At 53.3% G+C, this 25,243-nt stretch carries 22 protein-coding genes and 1 pseudogene; 3 read left to right on the forward strand and 20 right to left on the reverse strand.

Going from position 1 to position 25,243, the window contains the following annotated elements; all coding sequences use genetic code 11:
* Positions 1 to 15: 15 nt before the first annotated feature.
* The 4 genes from NSU18_RS05230 to NSU18_RS05245 form a co-directional block, all read right to left on the reverse strand.
* The gene (locus tag NSU18_RS05230) at positions 16 to 654 is read right to left on the reverse strand and encodes an ABC-2 transporter permease (protein ID WP_341148425.1); all 639 of its coding nucleotides are present in this window, start codon (positions 652 to 654) and stop codon (positions 16 to 18) included.
* Between the two features lies 1 nt (position 655).
* Positions 656 to 1,519 (reverse strand): ABC transporter ATP-binding protein, encoded by an 864-nt coding sequence (locus NSU18_RS05235; protein WP_341021437.1) that lies wholly within the window; start codon positions 1,517 to 1,519, stop codon positions 656 to 658.
* Entirely contained in the window at positions 1,509 to 1,895 is a 387-nt protein-coding gene (locus NSU18_RS05240; RefSeq protein WP_341148426.1) for a GntR family transcriptional regulator, read from the reverse strand. The genes NSU18_RS05235 and NSU18_RS05240 overlap by 11 nt, the downstream gene beginning before the upstream one ends.
* 123 nt (positions 1,896 to 2,018) lie before the next feature.
* Positions 2,019 to 3,131, reverse strand: a complete 1,113-nt coding sequence (locus NSU18_RS05245) for a metallophosphoesterase (RefSeq protein WP_341148427.1) — start codon at positions 3,129 to 3,131, stop codon at positions 2,019 to 2,021.
* 66 nt (positions 3,132 to 3,197) lie between these two features.
* Between NSU18_RS05245 and NSU18_RS05250 the strand changes: the two genes are divergently transcribed.
* Complete coding sequence (locus NSU18_RS05250; RefSeq protein ID WP_341148428.1) at positions 3,198 to 4,430, forward strand: MFS transporter; 1,233 nt, start codon at positions 3,198 to 3,200, stop codon at positions 4,428 to 4,430.
* A 65-nt stretch (positions 4,431 to 4,495) separates the two neighbouring features.
* On the opposite strand, the gene mnhG is transcribed toward NSU18_RS05250, so the two are convergent.
* From mnhG to NSU18_RS05295, 9 genes are all read right to left on the reverse strand, one after another.
* Positions 4,496 to 4,900, reverse strand: coding sequence for a monovalent cation/H(+) antiporter subunit G (mnhG, locus tag NSU18_RS05255; protein ID WP_341021433.1), 405 nt, complete (start codon positions 4,898 to 4,900; stop codon positions 4,496 to 4,498).
* Positions 4,875 to 5,168, reverse strand: a complete 294-nt coding sequence (locus NSU18_RS05260; RefSeq protein ID WP_341148429.1) for a Na(+)/H(+) antiporter subunit F1 — start codon at positions 5,166 to 5,168, stop codon at positions 4,875 to 4,877. The genes mnhG and NSU18_RS05260 overlap by 26 nt, the downstream gene beginning before the upstream one ends.
* Positions 5,165 to 5,644, reverse strand: a complete 480-nt coding sequence (locus NSU18_RS05265; RefSeq protein ID WP_341021431.1) for a Na+/H+ antiporter subunit E — start codon at positions 5,642 to 5,644, stop codon at positions 5,165 to 5,167. The genes NSU18_RS05260 and NSU18_RS05265 overlap by 4 nt, the downstream gene beginning before the upstream one ends.
* 6 nt (positions 5,645 to 5,650) lie before the next feature.
* Positions 5,651 to 7,129, reverse strand: a complete 1,479-nt coding sequence (locus NSU18_RS05270; RefSeq protein WP_341021430.1) for a Na+/H+ antiporter subunit D — start codon at positions 7,127 to 7,129, stop codon at positions 5,651 to 5,653.
* The gene (locus NSU18_RS05275; RefSeq protein WP_036729053.1) at positions 7,126 to 7,461 is read right to left on the reverse strand and encodes a Na(+)/H(+) antiporter subunit C; all 336 of its coding nucleotides are present in this window, start codon (positions 7,459 to 7,461) and stop codon (positions 7,126 to 7,128) included. The genes NSU18_RS05270 and NSU18_RS05275 overlap by 4 nt, the downstream gene beginning before the upstream one ends.
* Entirely contained in the window at positions 7,461 to 10,325 is a 2,865-nt protein-coding gene (locus tag NSU18_RS05280) for a Na+/H+ antiporter subunit A (protein WP_341148430.1), read from the reverse strand. The genes NSU18_RS05275 and NSU18_RS05280 overlap by 1 nt, the downstream gene beginning before the upstream one ends.
* Positions 10,326 to 10,391: 66 nt before the next feature.
* Positions 10,392 to 11,000, reverse strand: a complete 609-nt coding sequence (locus NSU18_RS05285; protein ID WP_341021427.1) for a hypothetical protein — start codon at positions 10,998 to 11,000, stop codon at positions 10,392 to 10,394.
* 171 nt (positions 11,001 to 11,171) lie between these two features.
* Entirely contained in the window at positions 11,172 to 12,014 is an 843-nt protein-coding gene (locus NSU18_RS05290; RefSeq protein ID WP_341021426.1) for a metallophosphoesterase family protein, read from the reverse strand.
* The gene (locus NSU18_RS05295; RefSeq protein ID WP_341021425.1) at positions 12,011 to 12,673 is read right to left on the reverse strand and encodes a DUF2625 family protein; all 663 of its coding nucleotides are present in this window, start codon (positions 12,671 to 12,673) and stop codon (positions 12,011 to 12,013) included. Before NSU18_RS05295 ends, NSU18_RS05290 begins: the two co-directional genes overlap by 4 nt.
* Before the next feature lie 274 nt (positions 12,674 to 12,947).
* Here NSU18_RS05295 and gdhA point away from each other — a divergent pair, with 274 nt between their 5' ends.
* On the forward strand, positions 12,948 to 14,324 hold the full coding sequence (gdhA, locus tag NSU18_RS05300; protein ID WP_341023293.1) for an NADP-specific glutamate dehydrogenase: 1,377 nt from the start codon (positions 12,948 to 12,950) through the stop codon (positions 14,322 to 14,324).
* Between the two features lie 522 nt (positions 14,325 to 14,846).
* On the opposite strand, the gene NSU18_RS05305 is transcribed toward gdhA, so the two are convergent.
* Both NSU18_RS05305 and NSU18_RS05310 read right to left on the reverse strand, forming a co-directional pair.
* A complete protein-coding gene (locus NSU18_RS05305; RefSeq protein ID WP_341021423.1) occupies positions 14,847 to 15,830 on the reverse strand; it encodes a diaminopimelate dehydrogenase in 984 nt (327 codons plus the stop codon).
* Between the two features lie 113 nt (positions 15,831 to 15,943).
* Complete coding sequence (locus NSU18_RS05310) at positions 15,944 to 17,950, reverse strand: AraC family transcriptional regulator (protein ID WP_341021421.1); 2,007 nt, start codon at positions 17,948 to 17,950, stop codon at positions 15,944 to 15,946.
* A 184-nt stretch (positions 17,951 to 18,134) separates the two neighbouring features.
* On the opposite strand from NSU18_RS05310, the gene NSU18_RS05315 reads away from it, so the two are divergent.
* Entirely contained in the window at positions 18,135 to 19,487 is a 1,353-nt protein-coding gene (locus NSU18_RS05315) for an FAD-binding oxidoreductase (protein ID WP_341021420.1), read from the forward strand.
* 82 nt (positions 19,488 to 19,569) lie between these two features.
* Here NSU18_RS05315 and NSU18_RS05320 read toward each other — a convergent pair whose 3' ends face one another.
* The 5 genes and pseudogenes from NSU18_RS05320 to NSU18_RS05340 form a co-directional block, all read right to left on the reverse strand.
* A complete protein-coding gene (locus NSU18_RS05320; RefSeq protein ID WP_445321790.1) occupies positions 19,570 to 21,693 on the reverse strand; it encodes a serine hydrolase domain-containing protein in 2,124 nt (707 codons plus the stop codon).
* 202 nt (positions 21,694 to 21,895) lie between these two features.
* Positions 21,896 to 23,485, reverse strand: a complete 1,590-nt coding sequence (locus NSU18_RS05325) for a DUF3502 domain-containing protein (protein WP_341148431.1) — start codon at positions 23,483 to 23,485, stop codon at positions 21,896 to 21,898.
* Between the two features lie 446 nt (positions 23,486 to 23,931).
* A pseudogene (locus NSU18_RS32360) lies at positions 23,932 to 24,018 on the reverse strand (DUF4351 domain-containing protein); the annotation flags it as partial.
* Between the two features lie 112 nt (positions 24,019 to 24,130).
* The gene (locus tag NSU18_RS05335) at positions 24,131 to 24,430 is read right to left on the reverse strand and encodes an iron-sulfur cluster assembly accessory protein (protein ID WP_341021414.1); all 300 of its coding nucleotides are present in this window, start codon (positions 24,428 to 24,430) and stop codon (positions 24,131 to 24,133) included.
* A gap of 109 nt (positions 24,431 to 24,539) precedes the next feature.
* Positions 24,540 to 25,211 (reverse strand): Crp/Fnr family transcriptional regulator, encoded by a 672-nt coding sequence (locus NSU18_RS05340; protein WP_341021413.1) that lies wholly within the window; start codon positions 25,209 to 25,211, stop codon positions 24,540 to 24,542.
* Positions 25,212 to 25,243: the final 32 nt, after the last annotated feature.

The following is a 25,243-nucleotide window of genomic DNA, read 5'->3' on the forward strand; positions in this document are numbered from 1 at the left end:
CGGCTTGCAGCAGCATCAGAACTCCTTATTCCGGTGAATCCGCACGGCCGTCACATAAGATACGGCGAACAAGAGAACCGCCAACAGCAGGGATGCATACCCGGTCTCTGGTCCATTGAAGTTGACACCGTCCATATACCGGCGCAGGAGCAGCCAAACCAGAATCCGGAGGACTACAGCGATTCCAGCGGCTACCATCACCATCAGCTCGCTTTTGTCCACACCGAATTTAAGCACAATCGGATAATAGACCGCCAGCGTTGTGATGGCCAGCGATAAACCGAACGTGAACCCGGTGGACAGGCTCCAGCCCGAGGTGTCCACGCCTTTGGCATAGATCACCCCTATAGTAAGCAGGCTCGTAGCCGTCCCCATCAGAATCAGCAGCAGAAAGCTTAAGTACTTGGCATAGATCACCGTTCTCCTTCTGATCGGCAATGTGAGCTCAAAGCGGTTCCACTTCGATGCCTCATCTGCCTGCAGGGAGGCTCCGATGCTCACCACAAAGACCAGAATCTGCGCACCAATGATGGCATTCAGTATAGAGTTATCAATTACGGCCAATGGGACCAGCGCCAGCATCAGCGCAATGCCCAGGGAAGTCTTGATCGTATTTTGCAGCGAGTAGTAGTTATTAAGCAGCAGTCCGCGCATCCTATTTCGCCCCCTTTACCAGCAGCAGTAGAATTTCTTCAATAGATACCTGATCGACGGTGATCCCGCTATATTGCTGCTCAAAGATTCTTCTGTCTCTCACCAGCACATCGGTCTGATGCTCCCTCACCCGGTAAGCCAGCCTGTCTCCTTCATCAATACTCTGGAACTGGCCGCTGGTACAGCGGGCCACGCCGTAGTCGTAGATCAACTCATCCTTCATCGCTGTCAGAATGATCTGCCCTTGATGGATGAAGGTGATATAATCGGCGATTTTCTCCAGATCGCTTGTGATATGGGAGGACATCAGTATAGCGTGACGCTCATCCTCTACGAATTCCAGGAACACCTCCAGAATCTCCTCTCTGGTCACCGGGTCCAGCCCTGAAGTGGCCTCATCCAGAATCAACAGCTTGGGATGGTGTGACAAGGCGGCAGCAATCGCCAGCTTCATCGTCATCCCCCGTGAGAACCCGCTGATCTTCTGGTTCATAGGCAGGCCGAACTTCCCTGTAAGCTTGGCGTAGACTTCCTGGTCCCACTGCTTATAGACGCCGCGCATGACCTTAGCCAGCTTAGCCGGGGTCAGCACCGCCGGGAAATTGGCCGAATCCAGCACCACTCCGATGTCTTCGCGTAATGCCATGTCTGTATCCGTCATCTCGCGGCCCAGCAGCCGGATCGTTCCGCTGTCAATCTGAACTGTGTTCAGAATGGACTTGATCGTTGTCGTCTTCCCGGCCCCGTTCTCCCCCACGAACCCCATAATCGATCCGCTGGGAATAGCGAATGATACATTGTCCAGCATAAAGCCGGAATCGGCATAGGACTTGGTCAGTCCGGTGATTTCCAAACTAAGATTCATTATTCTCCTCCTTGTAAAAGATAGTCAGCATATCCACCATCGTATCCAGTTTGATTCCGCTTGCACGGGCGATTTCGGCCGCCTTCATTAGATGCTCATCCACCTTCTTCAATTGCTCTTCCTGAAAGACATCCTGGTTCACGGCCGAGACGAAGCTTCCGCGCCCGACCGTCGTTTCGATGAATCCGTCACGTTGCAGGTCCTCATACGCCTTCTGTACGGTGATGACACTGACCTGAATGGACTTAGCCAAGGCGCGCATCGAAGGAATGGGGTCTCCTGCCTGGAGCTCTCCGCTCATGATTTTGCCTTTGATCTGCGAGGTGATCTGCTCATAAATGGGCTTGTTCCTGTTACTGCTGATGATAATCTCCACACGCTTCCTCCTTGCGTGAACAATGTACTTATTGTACCAGTACAATATAACTGATCTTTGGGGATTTGTAAATCCTTATCCTTCAAAAAAAAGAGCCAACCCCTCACGGGTTAGCCCTGTCACTTACTTACCTGCATTCGAAAACTGCACCTGAATGGACACTACCTCCGAGCGTGAACCGATGCGGATCGGCGGGCCCCAGAAGCCATAGCCTGAAGAGACAACGGTATTCAGTTTCCCCTTCTTCAAATACCCCCAGTCATTCTCGAACACCCTGGAAGTGATTAGATTGGCCGGCGCGATCTGCCCGCGGTGTGTATGGCCGGAGACCATCAGGTCGATGCCCTGCTCCTCTGCAATTCCGAACTCCACCGGCTGATGCTCCAGCATGAACACCGGCTTGGCATGATCGATATCCTTGGTCAGATCGGCCAGCTTGGCCCGCTCCTTATCACTGTAATCCTTACGTCCAATCAGGGTGAGCCAGCCGCCCACCTCGACGTCTTCATCATAGAGCACCTGCATCCCGCTCTCCTTCAGCAGGCCGATGATCTCCTCTGTCCCGCCCTTGAACCGGTCGTGGTTCCCCAGGGAAGCATACACACCAAGCGGAGCTTCAAGCTTCGCCAGCACAGCGCCGAGGCCTTTGTCCTTATAGGGCCTGACGTCATCATCCACGATGTCGCCCGGAAGCAGGATCAGATCGGGGCGCAAGGCGTTAATCTCCTGCACCATCCGCTCCGCATGGCGTTTGCCGGATAAATAACCGAAGTGCATATCCGAAGCCATCACAATGTGAAGCTTCCCGCCGGCCGGACCCGGCTTGTCAATCTGCACCTCATAGGAACGCACAACCGGGCTGTACGCGTTATAGCTTCCATATCCAATCAGGGCGATCAGAATAACCAGCGTCAGGATACCGGACCACTTCTGAACCGCGCGGCGCGGCAGCTTGGACAGCTTCGTGAGCCAGACCATCAGGTGTACGAGAGGAAGAAGCATGAGCAGCAGACTGAATACGGCCAGCCAGTAGCTGCCTATGACGCTTAAGACCGCTGACCCCGCCACCACTCTGGAGAGAATCAGCGAGCTGGCCAGAAAGATCAGTACGATGATGTAGAACAGCCGGAACCGTCCGGAGACAACCGGCTTGATCCAGCTCCAGCCGCTCCAGCCAATATAGAAGACTACCAGGGCATATATCGCAATAAATACCAGTCCGAGAATAATAAACATGCAATCAGCTCCAATTTGTGTTAAATAAATATAGTGCAGACTATCGACAACCTGGAGGATTTCATTATGGCAAAACCCTTTTTTCCGCGGCTGGAGGGAAACAGCCGGGGCTGCTTGACCTTTGAGCCTTTTTTCCTGATTCCCTTTAGCATGTTCTCTACCTATGCCACCCTGTACATGTATGAGCTTGGACTCACCGAGCTGAACATCGGCTGGATAACAACCATCGGACTCATAGTACAGGTATTCTCCTCTTTGCTCAGCGGATATTTAACGGACCGGCTGGGACGCAAGCGGGCTATACTATACTTTGACCTGCTCAGTTGGAGCCTCGCCACCTTATTATGGGCCTTCTCACAGAACCTGTGGTTTTTCGTGGCGGCTGCGGTGATTAACGGCTTCCAGCGTGTGCCGCATATCGCCTTTTATTGCCTGATTGTTGAAGATACCCGCCCCGCTGACCGGACCTATGTATTCACACTGCTGCAAATTATCGGGGTGATCGGAGGCCTGTTCGCACCGCTGGGCGGTCTGCTTGTCCACCAGTATGGCATGGTCACGGGCATGAGGATCATGTACGTGCTGGCCTTCCTCTTCATGACCTTCCAGTTCGTGGGCCGTCACCTGACTACCCGGGAGACCGAGGCCGGCATCCGCAAAAGACAGGAGACCCGGAAGCTCGGCCTCAGGGAGAGTATGATTGAATACGGCGGCGCCTTCCGTGACCTGGGGGCTGAGCGCAATCTGCTGCTGATCTTCGGCGTATACATTCTGTTCAACTTCCAGGCTACGCTGAAAAGCACCTACCTGTACCTGTATCTGGCAGATTACATCCATCTGGACAGCGGCATCCTCTCACTGTTCCCCGCAGTGACCTCAGTCATCATGCTGCTGACTCTGTGGCTGCTGATGCCCAGAATCCCGGATCAGAGTGCTAACCGCGCAATGATGGCAGGCTTCGGCTTATCTGCTCTGTCGAATGCCATGCTGGTTCTCTATCCGTCAGCGAGCTTCATCTGGATCGGGCTGAGCACCATTCTGGCAGCCGTAGGCCTCATGATCAGCTCTCCTTATCTGGAAGCAGCCGTGCAGAACGCCATTGACGATGATAAGCGGGCCAAGGTCTTCTCTATGCTGTCCGTCCTGATTCTGTTATTCACCGCACCTGCGGGCATTATCGGAGGCTGGGCGTACAAGCTCGACCCGAGAATTCCACTGTGGCTGGTAACCGCAGCGTTCGCTGCCTCTTATCTGCTACTGTATCTATACCGCAGACGGACTGCTCCGCAGAGCACATGAACCCGGCCAAATATTACAACAGGGATGTCCGCAGCAGCACTAGTGCTGTGGACATCCCTGTTCTTTTATGGTGATGCGTCAGTCTTCACACGTTCCGTTGCCTGTTCCGTTGCTTGTTCCTTTTCCAGCGCCTCCTTGAGATCATCCTGAACGCGGCGGCTCCAGAGCGGAACACCGGAACGGTAGGCCGCGCGGCCTGTCAGATGAGCGGAGAGCGGCGAAGTCATGAAGACGAACACGATTCCGAGCAGCAGCTTGGCACTGATGAAGTCAAGGAAGAAGGCGAAATACAGGAATGCGCCGCTGAGTACACAGAGCACACCAAGCGTAGCACTTTTGGCAGCGGCATGTGATCTTAAGTAGACATCGGGCAAACGGATCAGCCCTACAGAGCTGACTGCGCTAAGCAAGGCCCCGGTCAGAATCAGCAGGACAAACACATACTCAATGATCGTCTTGATCATGTCCATGTTCAAACACCACTCCCCTTTCGATATATCTGGCCAAAGCCATCGTCCCGATAAAAGAGAGGATTCCGATCAGAAGAATATATTCTATAAAGGCTTGCGTCTTGAACAGAACCGAGAGGACGGCCACCATCGCCAGCAGATTGATACCGATGGTATCGAGTGCGGCAACCCGGTCAGGCAGTGATGGCCCCTTAACCACCCTCCAGGCACAGATTCCAATGGAGATGACCATAATCGACAACGCCAGCATAAGAATCGATTGAATCATGAACGGCTCACCTCCAGAATTGCGCGTTCAAAGGTATTACGGATATTCGCATCGAACTGCTCCACATCCTGAATGTCCATGGCATGAATGTACAAGGTCCGGTTGTCTTTGGACACCTCCAGCACGACGGAACCCGGCGTAAGGCAGAGCATCGTGATCAGCACGGCTACTTCCCAGTCCGACTTCAGCTCGGTATGGTACATCAGGATAGCAGGGCGTATATTGAGACTCGGTCTAAGCACCGCCTTCACCACTACATAGCTGGATACCACAAGCTCGCGCAGCAGCAAGGCTCCCAGCTTCAGAATCGCCCATATTTTGCCCAGATACAGCCGTCCGTCGAAGAAGCGCCGCATGACCACCAGCACGGCCACCCCCAGCACATAGCCGACGATGAAGCCGGAGGCCGTCCAGTCATTATTCAGGAACATCCACAGGAAGGCGATCATGAGATTCAATAATATTTGAAAGGCCATCTTCATCTACTCCTTCATGACAGCATTAATGTACGCTGCCGGATCAGCGAGGACTGCGCCGGCCTGCCCCACATAGCCGTTCACCAGCTCAGCGCCGATACCCATTAAGATGACTAGAACAAACAGCACAGCAGCAGGGACCATCATCGCTTTGTAGCGCAGAGGGCGGATTTCTTCATCGCTCTTCTCGCCCCCCCAGAATACCTGCTGGAACACTTTGATCAGCGAATACAAGACAACGAAGCTGGAAGCGAGGGCGATGAGCGCAAGCACAGTGTGCTGCTCTCCGAAGCCGCTGCGGACCATCATGACCTTCCCGGCAAAACCGCTAAGCGGAGGAACGCCGACCAGCGCCAGCGTCAGGACGAAGAACATCCAGCCCGTCCACGGATAACGGCGGATCAGACCGCCCATCAGCCTCAGCTGCTCCGTCCCCGAAGCCGCGACAATCAGCCCGCCCAGGAAGAACAGCAGCGCCTTGGCCACCATATCGTGCATCAGATAGAACACAACCCCGCTCAGCGAATCCTGGGTAGCTAAGGAGATGCCGAAGGCGATGAAACCAACACTGATGACAATATTATAATTGAAGATGCGGCTTAGATCATTATAGGCGAGTGCCCCTATGGCTCCAAGGATCATAGTGGCCCCTGCCATCCAGCCGATCAGCGAATGGGTCAAGGCCATATCATGTACAAAAATCAGCGAGAACGTTCTGGTGATCGCATACAGCCCTACCTTGGTAAGCAGTGCGCCGAACAAGGCCCTTACCGCCTGCGGAGGAGCACTGTACGAATCCGGCAGCCAGAAGAATAACAGCAGACCTGCTTTGAGCGAGAACACCAGCAGCAGCAGCACGGCAATCACATTCATGACTCCGCCCTGCCCGGCCTCTCCCACACGGATGGCCAGATGAGCCATATTAAGCGTGCCTGTCGCAGCGTACAGATAAGCAATCGCTGCTACGAACAAGGTGGAGGAAATTACGTTGACAAGGATATACTTGAGCGTCTCACGCAGCTGTATACGGGTTCCACCCAAAACAATCATAGCGTAGGAAGCAACCAGCAGCACCTCGAAGCAGACAAACAGGTTGAACAGGTCACCCGTCAGGAACGAGCCGAACACGCCGGTAAGCAGGAAATGGAAGAACGTGTAATAGTAGAAACGCTCCCGCTCCTCACCGATGCTTGCGAAGGAGAAGAACAGGCAAGCTGCCCCCACCACCGCAGCCGTCAAGACGAGCAGCGCTGCGAACATATCGGCTACGAAGACGATGCCGTAAGGCGGTATCCACCCTCCCATATAGAGCGTCTGAATCCCGTCTGTATGGACCTGGTACACTATGATAAGCGCTACTGCGATGTTCACCAGCACACTGATGGCACTGAGGATACGCTGCAGCTTAACTCGTTCCTTCAGAAAAATCAGAATGACCGCCGTAAAGGCCGGAATCAGCAAAGGCAGTACCAGCAGGTTATTCATGGTCTCTCCCCCTTGCTTCCTTCCACATCATCCGTCCCCGCCGAGCGGTAAGCCCGGTAGGCCAGAACGATGAAGAACGCGGATACCCCAAAGCTGATGACAATGGAAGTCAGGATAAGCGCCTGCGGCAGCGGATCGACATAACTATCCGCCTTCTCGCCAAGCAGAGGTGAAGCGCCCGTCTTCAGGCCAGCCATCGTCAGCAGCAGCAGATGAACGCCATGAGTCAGCAGCGTCGTCCCGAGCAGGATACGGAGCAGACTTTTGGACAGGACCAGATAGACACCTACGGTAAACAAGACACCGATCGCCAGGGCAATAAGGATCTCCATTAGTTATCCCTCCCGATCGTAAAGATAATATTCATCGTGACACCGATTACTGAGAGGTAGACTCCCAGATCGAACAGCATCGCCGTCGTCAGCTCCGTCTTGCCCATAACCGGCAGTTCAAAGTAGCCGAAGGCCTGGGTCAGGAACGGAACATCGTAGACAAAGGAACCGATTCCGGTGAGAAAAGCAATCATAATCCCGACTGCGATTAACTTGCGGTAATCGACCGGCAGCACCTTCTCCACAAACTCCGTACCGAAGGCAATCGCGATCAGCACCAGCGCCGCCGCAGCCATCAAGGCTCCGATAAAGCCGCCGCCCGGCTGATTATGACCCGCGAAGAACAGATACAGGGAGAACGTGATTATGATGACGAAGGCTACTTTTGCCACCGATTGCAGCAGTACATCATTGCTGCGTGTATAACGGCGCGTGCTGGACTCCTGTTTGTTTCGGGTCAGAACAGGCGTATGATCCTGCTCCAGCTGCAGCTTGATCATCGAGTAGATGGCCAGCGACGCCAGCCCCAGCACCGTAATTTCGAACATGGTATCGAAGCCGCGGAAGTCCACCAGCAGGACGTTGACAATGTTCTTGCCGCCGCCAAGCTTGTAACTATTCTCCACATAGTAGCTTGAGATCGACTCGAACGGACTGCTGCCGAGCGCAGCGAGCGCCACCAGCGTCATCGTGATCCCGAAGCCTAAGGCGATGATCAGCCTCGGGACCTTGACCCGCAGCTTCACCTTCTCCCGCTTCAGCTTCGGCAGATGCCGGAAGCAGAGCAGGAACAGCGTGACCGAGACCACCTCCACGATCATCTGAGTGAGGGCCAGATCAGGTGCGCGGAACAGGATGAACAATAGCGTCACCATGTAACCGACCATTCCCGTCAGCAGAATCGCTGAGATTCTCGACTTTGCGAACGGAATGGCTAGGGCGCCTGTCAGCAGAACCAGCACGGCAACAACTTCAAAGAAGGTGACCGGAGCGTAGCTCCCCTGGCCGAACGTAATGCCCTCCGAATACAGCATGGTTCCGCCGACTACGGCAATTATCAGGGTGAAAATATACATCAGATAATGACGCATCGAACCGGTCATGTATAGCCCTGTAACTGCACGGGACAGTCCCTCCACGAGACGGATGCTCCCGTCATATACCTGTGTAAGCGTGAGGCCGCTGCGCCATTCCTTCTCAACAAGACTGAACCGGCCATATACGCGGTAGACAATAATCCCCAGAAGGATCACGCCAAGCGTCATCCAGACCTCGGCGGTGAACCCGTGCCAGAAATAGATATTCACATAAAAAGGCGAGCTGGCTGCAATCTCTGGATGAATGGCATTCATCCCCGGCACGATCAGTGTCCCCGACAGTATGTTCGGGAAGAAGCCGGTGATCATGGCCAGCAGTGCCAGAATGACTGGCGGAAGCAGAAGGCCGAAGGGCGCTTCATGCGGTTTTTTGTCCAGCTTCTCCGGCTGATATTTGCCGAAGAAGGTGTGGAAGACCATAATCATGCTGTATGCAAAGGTAAATATGCTTGCAATCCACGCCAGCACCGGGAATATGGTAAAGAAGGCCCCGGGGCTGAAGATATCCAGCTGTCTGATATTCAGCACAGCCGTGAAGAACATTTCCTTGCTCAGGAATCCGGCAAACGGCGGAAGACCCGCCATTGAGAAGCTGCCGATCAGCGCTAACGTGAAGGTTACCGGCATCAGAGACACCAGCCCCCCCAGCTTGCGCAGATCACGGGTATTCGTCTCATGGTCGACGATTCCGACTACCATGAAGAGCGAACCTTTGAATATGGCATGATTAATTAAATGAAAGAGTGCTGCCGTTGTTGCGGCGGTATAGAATACAGCCTGCTCCCCTGTATAGAAGGAAGCTGCCGATCCCATGCCGAGTAATCCCATAATCAGACCGAGCTGGCTGATTGTAGAATAAGCTAACAGAGCCTTCAGGTCCGTCTGCTTCATCGCCTGGATCGATCCATAGATCAAGGTGATCAGGCCGACGCCCGACACTATCCAAAACCACTCATGTTGCCCCGCAAACACCGGGCTGAACCGCGCTACCAGATATAAACCGGCTTTGACCATGGTTGCTGAATGCAGATACGCACTGACCGGGGTCGGCGCTTCCATCGCATCAGGCAGCCAGATGTGGAACGGAAACTGGGCCGATTTGGTGAAGGCACCCAGCAGAATAAGCAGCATTGCGGGGATGAACAGCGTTTGTCCGCTGATATCGCCCACCTGGCTCCAGATCTCACGGATGCTGAAGGTACCCGTCATCACATACAGCATCAGGAAGCCTGCGAACATCGCCAGACCGCCGAAGACAGTGATCAGCATCGACTTTTGCGCGCCGTAGCGTGATTTCTGTCTCCGGTGCCAGTAGGCAATCAGAAGGAAGGATGAGACACTCGTTAGCTCCCAGAATCCGTATAAGACCATCAGGTTATCCGATAGGACGACTCCCAGCATAGCTCCCATGAAGAGCAGCAAGTATACATAAAAGGGAGTCAGCTCTTCCTTACGTTTGTCCAGATAGAAGATGGAATAGATAAAGACCAGGGTGCCCATTCCCGTAATTAACAAGGCAAACAGCAGGCTTAATCCATCCAAATGGAAGACCAGATCAATCCCAAGGGAAGGAATCCATGGTAGGGTCTCATATCCGAGATCCCCTCCCTTGATGACCGGAATACGGGTAAAGAAGTAGATAAATAACATCAGCGGTGCAGCCAGTACAAGCCATCCTCTATGGAGCTGGCGTACCCTCCCGCGTAGAAGCGCTATCATCAGGGCCATAAGAAACGGAACAAGAACGGTTATATGCAGCAAAGGCAAGCCTCCTTTTCCCTTCAGTGATATAGGTTGTGAACACTGGTACTTACTTCCTGAAAACAAGACCGGTTATAGCGGATCGGCCAAGTTCCCTTCACAGATATGCAAATATCTTGCTTTACCATCTTGCTCAATTTTGAACAAGCCATTCTCAAACTCGGTGTGCAATTCGTGGAAGTATTTTCCTTTAATGAAGTCTGTACCTTCCGGCTCATCGCTAAGCTGATACATTCCCTCGTTCTTCACCAAATAAGCGGTTACCCCTTCTTCATGGGTCTCTTCAAGACCGGCTCGCATACGCTGAACTGCAACGACATGCAGATCCATCATCTTCATCTTGCTGATCAGCTCATTGACGAAGTTACGCTTGGTGAGCTCCTGCCATAGGGTCTGGGCGGATTGCCCGATAATAATCTGAGTGACTTCATGCTCCTCAGCCGCTTCAACGATCACATCCGTAGTCTTGCGGCCGCGGCGCCCCCGCACCATGAATTCAGCGCCGGCTTCTTCAGCCAGACGTTTCCAGACTGCCATATACATTTCTTTGCTTTGATTATATTCATCACTGTCTGAACTATCCACATTGAGCACATATAGCGGTGCTCCGATCAACTCGGATAACTGGACTCCACGCCGGATCAAACGCTCGCCGTGCGGGCCGTAATGAACACATACCATAATCTTTTCCTTGTGAATGACTTTCGCCCTCCTGTTAACATGGGCCGGAAATACAAAAGGAGCCTAATGGCGTTAGGCCCCTTTCTGTTGTTTCAAACCCTGAAAGTTATACCTAAATTATATCTATTCCGATGCTGTTTGTAAAGTTTACGGACAAGCTCGCGTTTGGTTTCAACCAGCCGGGGTGAATACCAGCACCCTTCCGTCTGTATTTAGAAGCTGGACACCGTTCGCAAGCTCCGCCAGCGGCTGGCTCCAGTGAACATGCCCGCTGCAGACCAGCACCTCCGGCCCGGCTTCCAGCCGCTCACGGATGCCTGCGTGTCCCGGTAGCCCTGCTCCGGGAAGGTCCGGGCTCTGGTGCAGCAGCAGCAGACCGGGGCTCTGGCGCAGCAGACCTTCTAGTCTCTCCAGATACTCCTTCTCCGGTGTCCGGTTCGGCCGGCCCGCTCTTCCCGTGACGCCTCCAAGTCCTGCTACAAGCAGCCCGTGATGATGCACGGCTGCGGGCTCGGAGAACAGATGCATTCCCGGTGTGGAGGCAAGCTCTGCTTCCCCCTCCGGAGTCAGAAGATCATGGTTGCCGTTCACGCCGAATACCGTTCCGAATCGGCGGCGGAAGGCCCGCCATACCGGCAGCGGATCGCCGCTGGAGCCTCTTACTTCAGTGTCTCCGTATAGATCACCGCATAAACAGACCAGCACCTGTTCCGGGCGGACATCCGGCATATGGCGGTGAAGCAGATCTTCCAGTGTAGCGGCAAGCTTCTCACCCACCAATAAATCGCTGTAACCGCCATTGTCACACAATGCGATTCCCTGAAGGTCAGATGCTGCGATCAGCACCTCCACCTCTTCCGGCAGTCCCAGCATCTCTCCCAGGTAAATCGGAAGCCCGCCATATATTATTCCCTGGCTGCCGGGCGCCGCACTGACAAAGGGAACCACCTCCAGCGGTTCTTCCGCTACCCTTAAGACTCTAAGCTGCCCTCGTTCAGCCTTACGCCGCTTCATTGAGCACCTGCGCTTCTCGCTGCCCGCCATGCCTCTAGAATAGAGACCGGCGCTTTGCTGCTGGCCGAGCCGCCCCCCTCCTTCGTCCAGAGCGGCGGGTAATACCCGAAGACCTGATCCGGTGCAAGCTTCTCGGTCGCCTCTTCCCAACCTTCCCAGCGGAACGTTTCATAGAACAGATCCAGGTCCCCTTCCGCCAGCCAGCTGATGAAGCCAGAATAGGTTAATTCTGTCGTCTCCCATTCTTGAGCATCGGGGGCATAATAATAGATATGCCCGCTCTGCCCGAACCGCCCGGCATCCAGACCGAAGAAGCCTCCGGCCGCATCGTAGGCCACAATCAGCATACCCGGCAGCGGCGCCGTGCCCTCTGCAGCACTCAGACCGTTCCAGGAAGCCAGGCTGCCGAAGATGCCTTGTGCTCCAGCGCCAAGTAAGGTAAGCCATCCATGCTCGAACACGATTCCTCCTGTCTCGTAGGCTATCGCTCCAAGATAAGATCTCGTACTTACCTGCAGACGGACGAGCGTCAGCGCTGCTGCCTCCGGTTCTGCACCCTCCAGCCTGTAGGTACGCGGCCCTTGGCTCAGCAGCTCCCTGATCTCTTCCCACGCATGGTTCTCCACATCTACTAATTCTGTTACAGATAATAAGTGCATTTTCTGCCGCCTCTCTTTCGATACTTTGTGCTACTGCCGCTATCTATATATACCCTATTCAAGGGGAACTGCAATCCTGAATTGACCAGAGGTTTATTAACATCCTGCCGCATATAGCTGGCACAGTATGTAAGGTTCATAGAATTTCTTAATGACTATGCCAAAAATAATTGATTGGCAAATTGATGTCAGGTTTTATAGAATTCTTTTAAATTCTAATTAATACGGGATAGCCCGAATTACAATCAGACAGGGAGTGCTTGCCAAAGTGTCCATCGTTCCTACACTAACGTCAGAAGTATCAAATGAGGCTGTGCAATACGTGCAGCGGATCTATGCAGAGGTCCAGAAGCGCGACCCGCATGAGCCGGAATTTCACCAGGCTGTCCAGGAATTCCTGGAGAGCATCACCCCCGTTCTGACCCGCCACCCGCAGTATATGAAGCACGGGATTCTCGAGCGGCTGGTTGAGCCAGAACGCAGCATCTCCTTCCGTGTCCCTTGGGTGGACGATGCCGGTAATACGCAGGTTAACCGCGGCTTCCGCATTCAATTCAACAGTGCCATCGGTCCCTACAAAGGCGGCCTGCGCTTCCATCCTTCCGTCTACCTCGGGATTATCAAGTTCCTGGGCTTCGAGCAGATCTTCAAAAACTCGCTGACCGGCCTGCCCATGGGCGGCGGCAAGGGCGGCAGCGACTTCGATCCCAAGGATAAATCGGATCAAGAGGTTATGCGCTTCACCCAGAGCTTCATGACGGAATTGTACCGTCACATTGGACAGGATACAGATGTTCCAGCAGGAGATATCGGTGTAGGCGCGCGAGAGATCGGATATATGTTTGGCCAATATAAACGGATTCACGGCGGGCATGCTGCCGGGGTTCTTACCGGAAAAGGGCTGCTCTACGGCGGCAGTCTGGCGCGCAAGGAAGCTACCGGCTATGGCTGTGTATACTTCGTGCAAGAGATGCTGTCATCTCGCGGAGCAAGCTTCAAGGACCGCAAGGTGGTCATCTCCGGTTCCGGGAATGTCTCCATCTATGCTATCGAGAAGGCTCAGCAGCTTGGCGCCCACGTCATTGCCTGCAGTGATTCGAACGGCTACATCCATGATCCTCAGGGCATCAATCTGGCTACCGTCAAAAGATTGAAGGAAACTGAACGCCTGCGCATCAGCGAATATGTGAAGGAGCATCCGCATGCCGAGTATGTTGAGGGCTGTAGCGGAATCTGGAGCCTGCCTTGCGATATCGCCCTGCCGTGTGCCACGCAGAACGAGCTGGATTTGGAATCCGCCCGGACGCTGATTCTGAACGGGGTTCAGGCCATTGGCGAAGGCGCCAATATGCCGACCACCCTCCAAGCGGTGGAGCTGTTCCTGGAGAACCAGGTGTTGTTTGCTCCAGCCAAGGCAGCCAATGCCGGCGGCGTAGCGGTCTCGGGTCTTGAGATGAGCCAGAACAGCATGCGTCTGTCCTGGACCTTCGAAGAGGTGGACGAGAAGCTGCAACTCATTATGAAAAATATCTACAGCAGAACCGTTCAGGCGGCTGAGGATTACGGGGTTGCCGGTAATCTGGTTGCCGGTGCCAACATCGCCGGATTCCTGAAGGTTGCTGATACCATGCTGGCGCAAGGTATCGTATAACTGTTATGTTGATACAAGAAGAGGTGTCCCTGAGCCATTTGGCTGGGGACACCTCTATTTTTAGGTTCAGGGGTTGTTAGAGATCGGCAACTGATACTATCTGCTCGCTAGGGTTGGGCAGAATGCATCCAGTAGGGTGTATACGTACGAATGGCAATTCAGATACCAACGGTGAGATAAGGAGCACTAATGCTCCTTATTTGCTCACATAGCCAGCATTCGGCGAATTCAGGAGAATTCAGGTGCACTTGTGCTCTTCATTTGCTCATTTAGCCAACATTCGGTGAATTCAGGTGCACTTGTGCTCTTCATTTACTCATTTAGCTGACTTCCGGCGAATTCAGGTGCACTTGTGCTCCTCATTACTCTCCCTCAGCGGTACTCGACCTCACCAAAGGGATATATCCCTCTCATTCAGCCCTCCGGTCAACTTCTGACCTCACCAAAGGGATTTATCCCTCTCATTCAGCCCTCCGGTCAACTTCTGACCTCACCAAGGGGATTTATCCCTCTCATTGAAGCCTACAGCAGCTCACGCCGCAGCTCCTCAGCAGATCTTGGGGAAAGGTGGCCGAGCGGAATGTCGAATACCGTCTTGGCCCCTGTCTGGCCTTCCTGCTTCAGACGCACAGCAGCGCGGGCATAGGCGGCCAGGACGCTGGCGGTGAATTCCGGGTTGCTATCCAGCTTCAGCCCGAATTCGGCAATCTGCTTGCTTCCGCCCCCGGTCACTCCGCTGCGGATGACGAAGCCGCCATGCGGCATGCCGGAATGCTCAGCAGCAAGCTCCTCTTCCGTGATGAACTGAACCGTCGTATCATAATCGGCGAAATAGTTCGGCATCTCCACAATCGTCCGGGTAATGGCATCACGGTCAGCTCCTGCTTCAGCCACTACATAACATTCACGGCGGTGTTTCTCGCGGGTGGACAGCTGCGGGGTCTCGCCTCCGCGAATGCTGTCAATAACCTCCTGGACCGGCACGGTATATTGCACGCCTGCCTTGACACCAGGAACACGGCGGATCGCATCCGAGTGCCCTTGGCTGACTCCCGTGCCCCAGAACGTATAATCCTCGCCTACCGGCAGGATGGACTGCATCAGCAGCCGGTTCATGGAGAACATGCCCGGGTCCCAGCCGGTAGAGATCACACTAACGCTGCCGCCTTCGCGGGCGGACTTGTCCACCGCAGCGAAGAAATCGGGGATTTTGGCATGAGTGTCAAAGCTGTCCACCGTATTGAACAACCGGGCCAGCTGCGGAGTCTGCTCCGGCAGATCTGTCGCGGAGCCGCCGCACAGAATCATTACATCAATCTTGCCTATGTACTGCTCGGCGGCTGAGATATGCTCGGTGAGCGTTCCTGTGATGTCTGCCAGCTGCTGCGGGTCTCTGCGGGTAAATATGGCTACCAGCTCCATATCGGCGTTCTGCGCAATGGCCTGCTGCACCCCTTTGCCCAAGTTTCCGTATCCGACGATGCCTACTCTAATGGTTGATGTCATGTCTGTAATATCCTCCCTTGCCGGTTAACCCGGAGATATGAATCCTTCAAAAGTTAAGTATATATACATTACACGAAATGTAAACATCAAGTTGCGCAGCCGCACCGCCCAGCTTATTGGCCCGTTCCCAGAAAGCTCTCCACAATGAATTTCAGCTGCGCTTCCAGAGAGATCGGGTCATTATAATACGAGCCCTTCTCATCAATGAAATAGACATGATTATTCTTCACAGCCGGGAGCGATTTCCATACCTTGCTGCCGTACACAACATTCGCATCCCCGTCATCCCAGCCCCAGTTGCTGGTGAAAATATAGTCTCCCGCATACTCCGGCAGCAGCTCCAGCGACAGATCACCTCCGAAGCCTTCCCCGTCAATCAATGTGGTCCGGATAATCTCCGGCGCCTTAAGGCCAAGGTCTCCGTACAGAATCTCACCGCCTCTTCCTCCCTTATTGCCCCAGGCATAAATTCCCTTCGCATAAGGCTGAAGAATCGATACTGTCTTGTCACCGACAACCTCGGTAATTTTCGGCTTCACTTCAGCGATTCTATCGTTCCACCCGTCAATCCACTGCTGCGCCTCCGTCTCTTTGCCGGTAATCTTGCCAAATTCCAGCAACAAGTCCTGCGGAGTACCCCCGCCGTATTTCAGCCGGACCACCGGAGCAATCTGGACAAGCTGCTCATACTGGGCTTCTTCGATATAGTCAAAAGTCAGAATCAGATCCGGGTCCAGCTTCAGTATAGCCTCAGCGTTGGGCTCCGCCCCGATATTCACGATATCATCCAGCTGACCCGTATGGAACGGATTCTTCAAGGAGTCATCCGAAGCTGCAACCGGCTTCACGCCAAGCACCAGCAGATTCCCGATTGCGCTGCCTGTCAAATCAATAATCCGCTGCGGATTCACTGGAATGGTTACCTCCCCTTTGCCGTCAGTATAGATCTTCGTTGCTGCAGCCGTATTGCCTGTAATAGAGCCCGGAGCCGCCGCTTCGCTCCCCGGATTGGACGTACTCACGGATTGAGCCGCATTATTTCCTGCCGCACCATTATTCGCCGATGTTCCTGCACCAGCCCCCGAACATGCGCTTAGCAGCAAGGTTACACACAATAATAAAACCGCTGTAGCCATAGATGCCGTCTTCGTTCCCCGCATCACCGGTAATCCCCCTTTTCGCTGTAAATGATAATAATTCTCACTACTTTGGATACTATAGCACTTGGAATTATGAGCTACAAGGGCAGTTATCGGATGGGTGACGGGCGATTCTTGTACATGCAGTTCCGCGTCCATTTTCATTCTGAATTGTACCGGCGGGCAACCATACTGCTTCTTGAAGTTCCGGCTGAAGGTATGGGCATCGGGATAGCCCGTCCGTTCCGCGATCTCCTGCACGGTATATCCGCTATGCAGCAGATCGCGCGCTGCCCTCTCCATGCGGATCTGTGTAAGTACACGGATAGGCCCTGCCTGCATCCGGCTCTTGAACAGCTTGCTCAGATAGCTGACGCTGCAATCAAATTGATCAGCCAGAGTATCCAGAGTGATCTGCTCCCTGTAATGCTCCTTCATGAACCGCATAGCCTGGGCCAGCAGGTCCGGCTGAACCGGAACAAGACCCTGCTGCTTCATCTGAGCCAGCACCTCATGCACAAACTGAAGAAACAGCGATCTCACATAGAGATGCTGCAGCGGATCTGCGGTTAACCACTCTATGTGCATCTGTTCAAGCCGGTCCAGCAGGGGATGCGCATAAGCAGGACTGAAGCTGTATTGATGCCTGGCCGGATTCTCCTGCTCCAGCAGCTTGATCACTCTGCTCGACTGGGGCAGCATCAGCACTGCCTTGTACAGCACCAGGAAGTATTCGAAGGCCTCCTCCGCATGCACCGCAAGAACGGCTCCCCGCCCGCCATGCACTAGCTGATGGCGTCTCAAGGTTGTCCGCAGCTCATCCAGCTGTACTTGCGCCTGTCCCTGCGCTGCATACAGGAATGCACTCGCAGGCAATTGGTAATACGGAAGTGCCGAGCCTGCCGGAAGTCTCCCTCTGCGGATATCCATAATCCTGACCGATGCATGGTTCCACCACTGTATATGTTCGTTCAGCTTCATCTCTATTCCCCGCTTATCTTTATTCCGTTGTATCCTATGCCGGTAAATCACATTATAATTGATAACTATTCTCATTCATACCCCATACTATAGCCCACGCCATAGACTAACGCCCTGCATACGATAACCTAGTCAAATTCATCTCCATGCATGCCAATATTAGCTCAAAAGGAGCTGGAAACCAGTGAACTCAGCAACAAAGCTTACCGGACGCGTCGTCTACAAAGGTGATCCGGGTTATGAAGCAGCGCGCAAAAATTGGGACCCGCACACCGACCGCTTCCCAAAGGTATTTGTGTTCGCTAAGAAGACGCAGGATGTAGCTAACGCTATCAAATGGGCCAACGAGCACCGGATTCCCATCCGGCCCAGAGGCGGCAGACATGCGCTGGAGGTCAATCTGTCCCAGGTGAACGGCGGCATCGTCATTGATGTCAGTGAAATGAACAGCATTAAGCTAAGCCGCAAAACCGGGACAGCCGTCGTTGGAGCCGGAAATACAGTCGGGAGAATCGCCCATACGCTGGCCCGGAAAGGGTATATGTCGCCCTTCGGGGATAGTCCAACCGTTGGAATCGGCGGCATTACACTGGGCGGCGGCATCGGCCCGCTTCAGCGTACCCTGGGGCTGGTCAGCGATAATCTGGTGGAGCTTGAAATGGTCGATGCCAAGGGCAGAATTATTATTGCGAATAAGAAAAGTAATGCCGATCTGCTCTGGGCTTCCCGCGGCGGCGGCGGAGGCAACTTCGGCGTATGCACCCGTTACAAATTCAAAGTACGTCCGGCTCCGGCCACAGCGACCGTATTCCGCATCACCTGGCCCTGGAGCCAGTTCGAGCAGGTCCTGAAGACCTGGCAGCGCTGGGCCCCCGCAGTGAATACGAGACTGGGCAGCGAATTATCCATCGGTCCCAAAAAAGGCGGAAATGTCAGCATGCTGGGACTTTTCCTGGGATCTAAGGCCGAGGCGGTCCGCCTCTTGAAGCCCATTACAAGCGTAGGAACGCCTACAATCCAAACGATCCGTTCTCTGCCTTATCCGCAGGTAGTCAGCTTCTTGCTCGCTCCCGATCCGGTACAGACCCAGCGGTTCAGCAACCAGTTCTCCAGCGGCTTCGGACGGAAACCATTCCCGCAGCAGGCATTCAAGCCGATGCGCGAGTTCCTTGAGAAGGTGGAGGGGAAGGACGCCGGGTTCTTTTTCCTCAATTGGGGTGGAGCGGTAAGCCGTAAATCTCCTAAAGCTACCGCCTTCTACTGGCGCAAGGCTAAGTTCTACGTGGAGTGGAACAGCTCCTGGATCAAGAAAGCAGAGGCCGCCAAAAACATATTCTACGTCCGCAACACCCGCCGCAAGCTTCAGCCGTTCATCGTAGGAAGCTACATCAATGTGCCTGACCAGGGCATCAAGCACTCCGGCCCGGTCTATTATGGAACAAACTATGCCAGATTACGCAGAGTTAAGGCGAAATATGATCCAGGTAATGTCTTCAACAATCCGCAGAGCATCCCGCCAGCCCGTACCACAAGCTGATTTCGGCACAAACAAGCAGGAGGGGGTTGCCGCCCCCGCCTGCTCGTTGATTCTAAATATACCGCTACCCTGTTATTGCCGTTTACTTCTTAAGTGTAATCTGGAACTTTGCACCCGCCCCGCCTGCAAATACAATCTTACCCTGCTCTGGCAGCAGGACCTGATTCTTCCCGCTGACCACGGTGTGGTTCACACAGATTCCGGCTTGATCATATACCGCAAAGGAGCTGTTCGCAGGTAACTTGACGGTCATAAGCTTCCCTTGGGCTGCTTTCGGCACACTGTACCACTTGGCATAGCCGCTTGCTGAGATCGTTGCGGATGACTTTGCGCCTGCATAGAGGTCTGTGACCGCTTGTTCACTAACGTACAAACTGCCTGCTACCGTCATATACTCTATTCCATTGTCTGTATAGAAATCGATCTGCATATTGTCACGGCCTGCCATCCCGGGAATCTGCTGTTCATTCAGTGCCTGATTGGCGCTCAGAATTTTATTATTGTAAATATATCCCGGTGCATTCTTGTCCAAGCTCACTGGTATAACCCCCAGCCCGTATTGATAGAGCATCGATGAATACTTCTCGGATATCGAATAATATCGGGTGTTGTTCCGCTTCTCCCATGCGTCTGCAACCTCTGCAGACAAGGGATTGGGATCAAGCTTCTCCGCACTATACTCAGAGGTCGCCGCCTGTCCAAGCTCCGGTTCACTTATATAAGAACGGGACCACATATAGGTACGCCCATTTTTCTCCACCACGAATTTTATTTTTTCCGTTCCTTCTTTATTTACAAAAGAGCCGTCGGCTGTGTACGTATACTTCTGCACAGCACTGTCCGGCACGCCGCTCGCTGCTACAGACAGTTCCCCTGCCGGAGTGATCTCTGCCTTTAACAACGCAGAGTTGCCATAGAGACCGGCATATTGAGAGACTTCCTTGGGCATAACGGCGGGTACTGGAGTCCCGAAGGATTGTTCCGGCTTCAACTGCTTAATGATTTGTTTGTCCTGAAGCACACGGAGGAGCAGTTCACTTGCCATCATTTGATTGATCAAGCTTGAACCGTCTGAAGAGATTACAGCTGCAGCCAGGTTCAATTCCGGGAGTACCACTAACGAGGAGTGATAGGACATGGTGTCTCCGCCTTTGACCAGCGCCTGGATTCCGTATTGGTTGAAGGGAAACAGTTCTACGCTGTCCCAGCCTAAGCCATAAGCCAAGGAGCCGTCGCTTGCTGGCGGCCACATGCCTTTTCTGTACTCTGGCTGAGCCATGGCCGTTAAGGAATCCTTCGAGAGAATCCCCTTGTTCTGGGCTGTGAAAATCTGTGAGAATCTAACCAGATCCTCTGCTGTAGAGAAGACGCCGCCCGAACCGAGAACAGTGTAATTCTCCTGGGGAAGCTGCCCCTCATAAGTCGGAGAATAGATACCGGCCATTGCTTTGAGATCCATAGGATCACGCGGGGTTCTGGTATGATTCATATCCAGAGGCTTAGTGATGTACTTGTGTAAAAATGTCGTGTAGCTCATGCCGCTGACCCGTTCGACCAGAATCTCAGCCAAGGTGAAGCCATCGTTGCAGTAGACGGAGAAGGCTCCCGGATCTGCTTTCAGGTTCTGAGTAGCCAGTTGAGCCAGCAAATGATCGTGTGCGTACGAATCATTATCGTTATAGAGCGCCACATTCGGACCCGGTTTGCCGAGCAGGCCGGAGGAATGATTGAGCAGCATACGCGGGGTGATCTGCGTGTACCGGCTGTCCTTCATCTTGAAATCCGGAATGTAGTTCACTACGGGAGTGTCCAGGTCTACTCTCCCTTCATCTACAAGCTTCATCACAGAAGCGGTAAGCATCATTTTACTCGTGGAGCCTACCCCGTATATGGTATTGGACGTAAGGGGACGCTTGCCGTTCAGGTCGTTTTTGCCTGCCTGGCCTGAGACTACAATCTTGCCATGATCGATTAACGCATACTGTACACTTGGAACACCGTATGTTTCTGTCAGCAGAGCCGCCTTGTCCTCCGCCAGCTTCTGAGTGGCAGTGTATAGGCCGGGCTGGAGCGCCCCGGCGGCCGGTGCAGCCATAGCAGACATGGGAGCAAGCATAGTCATTACGAGCGCTGCTGCTGCCAAAGAATATTTTGCGCTTGCTGTGCGTAGGCTTGTCTTCCTGGTTCTTCTCTCTCTTAGATTCATTGCTGCATCTACTCCTATCTTGATCTGATGGTACAAGCCACCTGATTCGGCGCTAAAGACAGCATAGCCTGCCCAAATGTCCCCAGAGTGACGGCAGCATGAACAGAAGATGAACAAACCCAAAAACATGAAACAGCGGTCCTCCCATGAAGGGAGAACCGCCGCAATATTGTTAGTATAAAGTATAACGGAGCTGTCAGGCTTATTGGCCTGAGTTCGCCAGGAACTCATCAATTTGACGCTGCACCTCTGCGATGATGGTATCAATCCCGGCTGCCTTAACCTGCTGCTGGAGCTTAGCCAGACCTGCGTCTACATCCTTCACCGTTCCGTATTCCAGCGGAATGCCGTATTGCAGCATGACATTGCCGACGTTGGCGACTTCGGTCTTCACCTTGCTGTTATCGAAGACGAAGGTCTCCAGCGGGTAGTGATAGACCTCACCTTCCCATTTGTCAGTCAAGGCGTTCGCTTCATCCGGGAAGGAAGCATTGTCCCGGTTCAGCGGGGAGTTGAAGCCCCAGTTGGAAAAGCCGGTGTAGTTGGCATTCTTCTCGGCGTTCGTGAATTTATCTTCGCCAACCGGATTATAATGCACAGCCGTGATGCCGTTCATGATCAGATCATGCAGCTCCTTGTCGTTCTGGAGCAGATCGATCATCATCAGCGCCCGTTCAGGGTGCTTGGAAGTGGAGTGAATCGCTACGCCGTTCTGTGTAGAGACGGCAACGGATTTTTTCTTATCCGGGTTAATATCGGCCAGGGCCAGCTCATACGGGGAGTTCTTCTCCCGCATATCGGTCATCAAGGCGCCCAGCGTACCCAGATTGTGGGTGATGGAGGCTGCCTTGCCTGCCTTGAATTCCTGCTGATGATCCAGCTTGCTGTTCAGTGCGCTCTTCGACCAGGCGTTATTCTCGGCCAGATCTTTATAATAGTAGACAAGCTCCTTGAATTCAGGAGTCTCATATAAGTTGAACACTTTACCCGCCGGATCATCCAGCTTGAAGCCCATCGGCAGATCGAGGTCGAACAGATTCCATTCGTTCTGCTGCTTGAGCAGGATCCGGTCCAGATTATGCAGCTTCCAGTCACCGGTCTCCGGTACGAATGGGGTAACCCCCTTCTCTTTACCGGATATAGTCTTGAGATAGTTGGCGTATGTCTCCGGACTGTTGATCTCCGGCAGATTATATTTTTTGCGCAGGTCTTCGCGGTACAGAATCAGCTTCTCCACGGTTTCGCCACGGTTCTGAGGCACCATATACAGCTTTCCGTTTACCTTCGCCTGACCCCAGGCTACCTCAGGCATTGCCTTCCAGGTCATCGGTGCATATTTCTCCAGCATCTCGTTCGTCAGCTCCAGGAACCCGCCTTTGAGTGCCTGGTCGTTATAGCCTGCCCAGTTGGCGGCATAGATCAGATCGAAGTCCTCGTTAGCCGCCAGCTTCAGCGGATATTTCTGCGCCCAGTCGGACCAGTCCAGGAATTCAGCTTCCAGTGTGGCGTTGATTTTCTCCTTCAGCTTCTTATTGATCTCTCCGAATACCTGATCATAATCAACCGGCTTCGGACCTACGAAGATCATCTTCAGGGTAACAGGTTGGGATGTATCCACTGCACCGGCATCCTTGGCTGGCTGGGCGTTTGTTCCTGTTGCTTCCGTTGCTGCGGCTGAGGCCTTCGGCTCCGCTGCGTTTCCACCGGCATTCCCGTTGCCGCCTCCGCACGCGCTAAGCAGAGAGATCATCAGGATACTGGACATCAGTGTCATCGCTTTTTTCTTATTCACTAGAATTTCCCCCCAGCTATATGTGTGTAATCGCTTACAAGAACAGTATAATAAAAAATCTGCGCCCCGCTAATATAGGCATTCAACGATAATACATACTTTTGCAACGACTTTCAGGGTGGGATAACATAATATTCCTGAAAAAGAGCCTATCATAAAAAGACCCGGGCAACATCCGCCCGGGTCTGTATTCACATCAGCTTCTTAATCTCTTCCAGTGGCAATTCAACCGCCTTGGATACTGCCTCGGGAGAAAATCCGTGGAGCAGCAGCTTACGAATCGTCTCCGCCTGGCCTTCTTCTTTGCCTTCTTCTTTTCCTTCCGCTTTGCCTTTCTGTATACCTTTTTCCATACCTTCCGCAATACCCTCTTCATAACCCCAACGCTTCCAGGCTGGCATGAGTTCCATAATTACTTCTCCCTCCTCACGGACATAATCAGTGCCAGTATACCCCATTTTCGCCAATAACGCAGCAGCCACTGCATTATCCGAATCGATGAACTGCCGCCAGTTCTGCTTGCGCAGCTCCACCTTCTATTGGGCAGTAATGTTGCACAAAAAGACGGCACCGTCTGACCAGCCGGGTGAGGCTGATTCAGACGGTGCCGCCCCTAAGGCCACACAGATTATAGTGATCCGCTGCTTATTTCTCCAGGAACCCGGTAGACGGATTGGTGATGAAGAAGCCTTCCTGCGGCACATAGAAATACTGAATCCATACGCCGTCAAGCAGCGGTTCGCGGGTATCCAGCAGAATCTCGATATCCTTGTCTGTAGCAACTACTTCATCGTGCTCTGTGGGGATATCCAGCGCTACATCATAGTGTCCGTGATCTCCATGATTCTGGGTGATGACCACGCGGATTTTCTTGCCTTCCGCTTCCGGGCTGTTCAGCATATCTTTTAGAACTTTAGCTGCATTGCGGTTAATTTTTACTTTCATCCTTTGGCGACCTCTATTCTGCTTAGTAGTATGAAATCAGAGATTCATTATAACATATTATAAGGTGCTATAGATAATTAAGCGGTTAATTCAGCCTGGATACCACAGATCACCACCTTAGCTCATAGTCTACCGCAAGCAGTTCAAATTGATTCCGCGTGAACCGGATCAGCCCGTCCTGCGCCATCCGCTGCAGCTCCCTTGATAAGGCGCTTCTGTCCACCGTCAGATAATCCGCCAGGTCACTTCTGCCGAACGGGATTTCGAAGGCGGGCGAATTGTTTTTACGGGCCTGAATGCTCAGGTAGTGAATGATCCGCTCCCGCAGCGATTTGTGGGAGACCAGATCAAGCTTCTGATACATCGAGCGGTTATTCTCCAGCAGCAGGGCCAGCATATTCTCTATAATCCGTCCGCGAAGAATGCAGGTCGTTTGCCCCGGACGGATAATATTGTTCATTCGGATGAACAGAATCCGGCATGCCGACCCGGCTATCGCCTCATAACCGCTGGGCTCCTGCTCTTGACGAAGCGCTGTCTCCCCAATAATCTCCCCATCCGCAAGCTCTGAGAAGATGAAGCGTGTGCCAGAGCTGTTCTCCTTGCAGAGCAGGACATTCCCCTCCAGAATGATGCCCGCCGCCTCCAGGTATTCCTCCTGCTTGAAGATGAAATCCCTCCTGCCGAAATCCTTAATCGTCCCCTGAAGACAACCGAGCGCCTGCTGCACCTCACTGCCCTGAAATCCTTTGAACAGGACTGTATTTTGAATTTTGTTCATATATTGCTGCAAATTTATCCGCCTCCTGTTGC

This window comes from Paenibacillus sp. FSL H8-0048, assembly GCF_038002825.1.
Classification (GTDB): Bacteria; Bacillota; Bacilli; order Paenibacillales; family Paenibacillaceae; genus Paenibacillus_AQ.

Excerpts from the sequence above, each read along its gene's own strand:
- NSU18_RS05230 (WP_341148425.1), bottom strand. The coding sequence starts at position 654 with ATGCGCGGACTGCTGCTTAATAACTACTACTCGCTGCAAAATACGATC.
- NSU18_RS05235 (WP_341021437.1), bottom strand. The coding sequence starts at position 1,519 with ATGAATCTTAGTTTGGAAATCACCGGACTGACCAAGTCCTATGCCGAT.
- NSU18_RS05245 (WP_341148427.1), bottom strand. The coding sequence starts at position 3,131 with ATGTTTATTATTCTCGGACTGGTATTTATTGCGATATATGCCCTGGTA.
- NSU18_RS05250 (WP_341148428.1), top strand. The coding sequence starts at position 3,198 with ATGGCAAAACCCTTTTTTCCGCGGCTGGAGGGAAACAGCCGGGGCTGC.
- mnhG (WP_341021433.1), bottom strand. The coding sequence starts at position 4,900 with ATGGACATGATCAAGACGATCATTGAGTATGTGTTTGTCCTGCTGATT.
- NSU18_RS05260 (WP_341148429.1), bottom strand. The coding sequence starts at position 5,168 with ATGATTCAATCGATTCTTATGCTGGCGTTGTCGATTATGGTCATCTCC.
- NSU18_RS05265 (WP_341021431.1), bottom strand. The coding sequence starts at position 5,644 with ATGGCCTTTCAAATATTATTGAATCTCATGATCGCCTTCCTGTGGATG.
- NSU18_RS05270 (WP_341021430.1), bottom strand. The coding sequence starts at position 7,129 with ATGAATAACCTGCTGGTACTGCCTTTGCTGATTCCGGCCTTTACGGCG.
- NSU18_RS05275 (WP_036729053.1), bottom strand. The coding sequence starts at position 7,461 with ATGGAGATCCTTATTGCCCTGGCGATCGGTGTCTTGTTTACCGTAGGT.
- NSU18_RS05285 (WP_341021427.1), bottom strand. The coding sequence starts at position 11,000 with ATGGTATGTGTTCATTACGGCCCGCACGGCGAGCGTTTGATCCGGCGT.
- NSU18_RS05290 (WP_341021426.1), bottom strand. The coding sequence starts at position 12,014 with ATGAAGCGGCGTAAGGCTGAACGAGGGCAGCTTAGAGTCTTAAGGGTA.
- NSU18_RS05295 (WP_341021425.1), bottom strand. The coding sequence starts at position 12,673 with ATGCACTTATTATCTGTAACAGAATTAGTAGATGTGGAGAACCATGCG.
- NSU18_RS05305 (WP_341021423.1), bottom strand. The coding sequence starts at position 15,830 with ATGACATCAACCATTAGAGTAGGCATCGTCGGATACGGAAACTTGGGC.
- NSU18_RS05310 (WP_341021421.1), bottom strand. The coding sequence starts at position 17,950 with ATGAAGCTGAACGAACATATACAGTGGTGGAACCATGCATCGGTCAGG.
- NSU18_RS05320 (WP_445321790.1), bottom strand. The coding sequence starts at position 21,693 with ATGAATCTAAGAGAGAGAAGAACCAGGAAGACAAGCCTACGCACAGCA.
- NSU18_RS05335 (WP_341021414.1), bottom strand. The coding sequence starts at position 24,430 with ATGAAAGTAAAAATTAACCGCAATGCAGCTAAAGTTCTAAAAGATATG.
- NSU18_RS05340 (WP_341021413.1), bottom strand. The coding sequence starts at position 25,211 with ATGAACAAAATTCAAAATACAGTCCTGTTCAAAGGATTTCAGGGCAGT.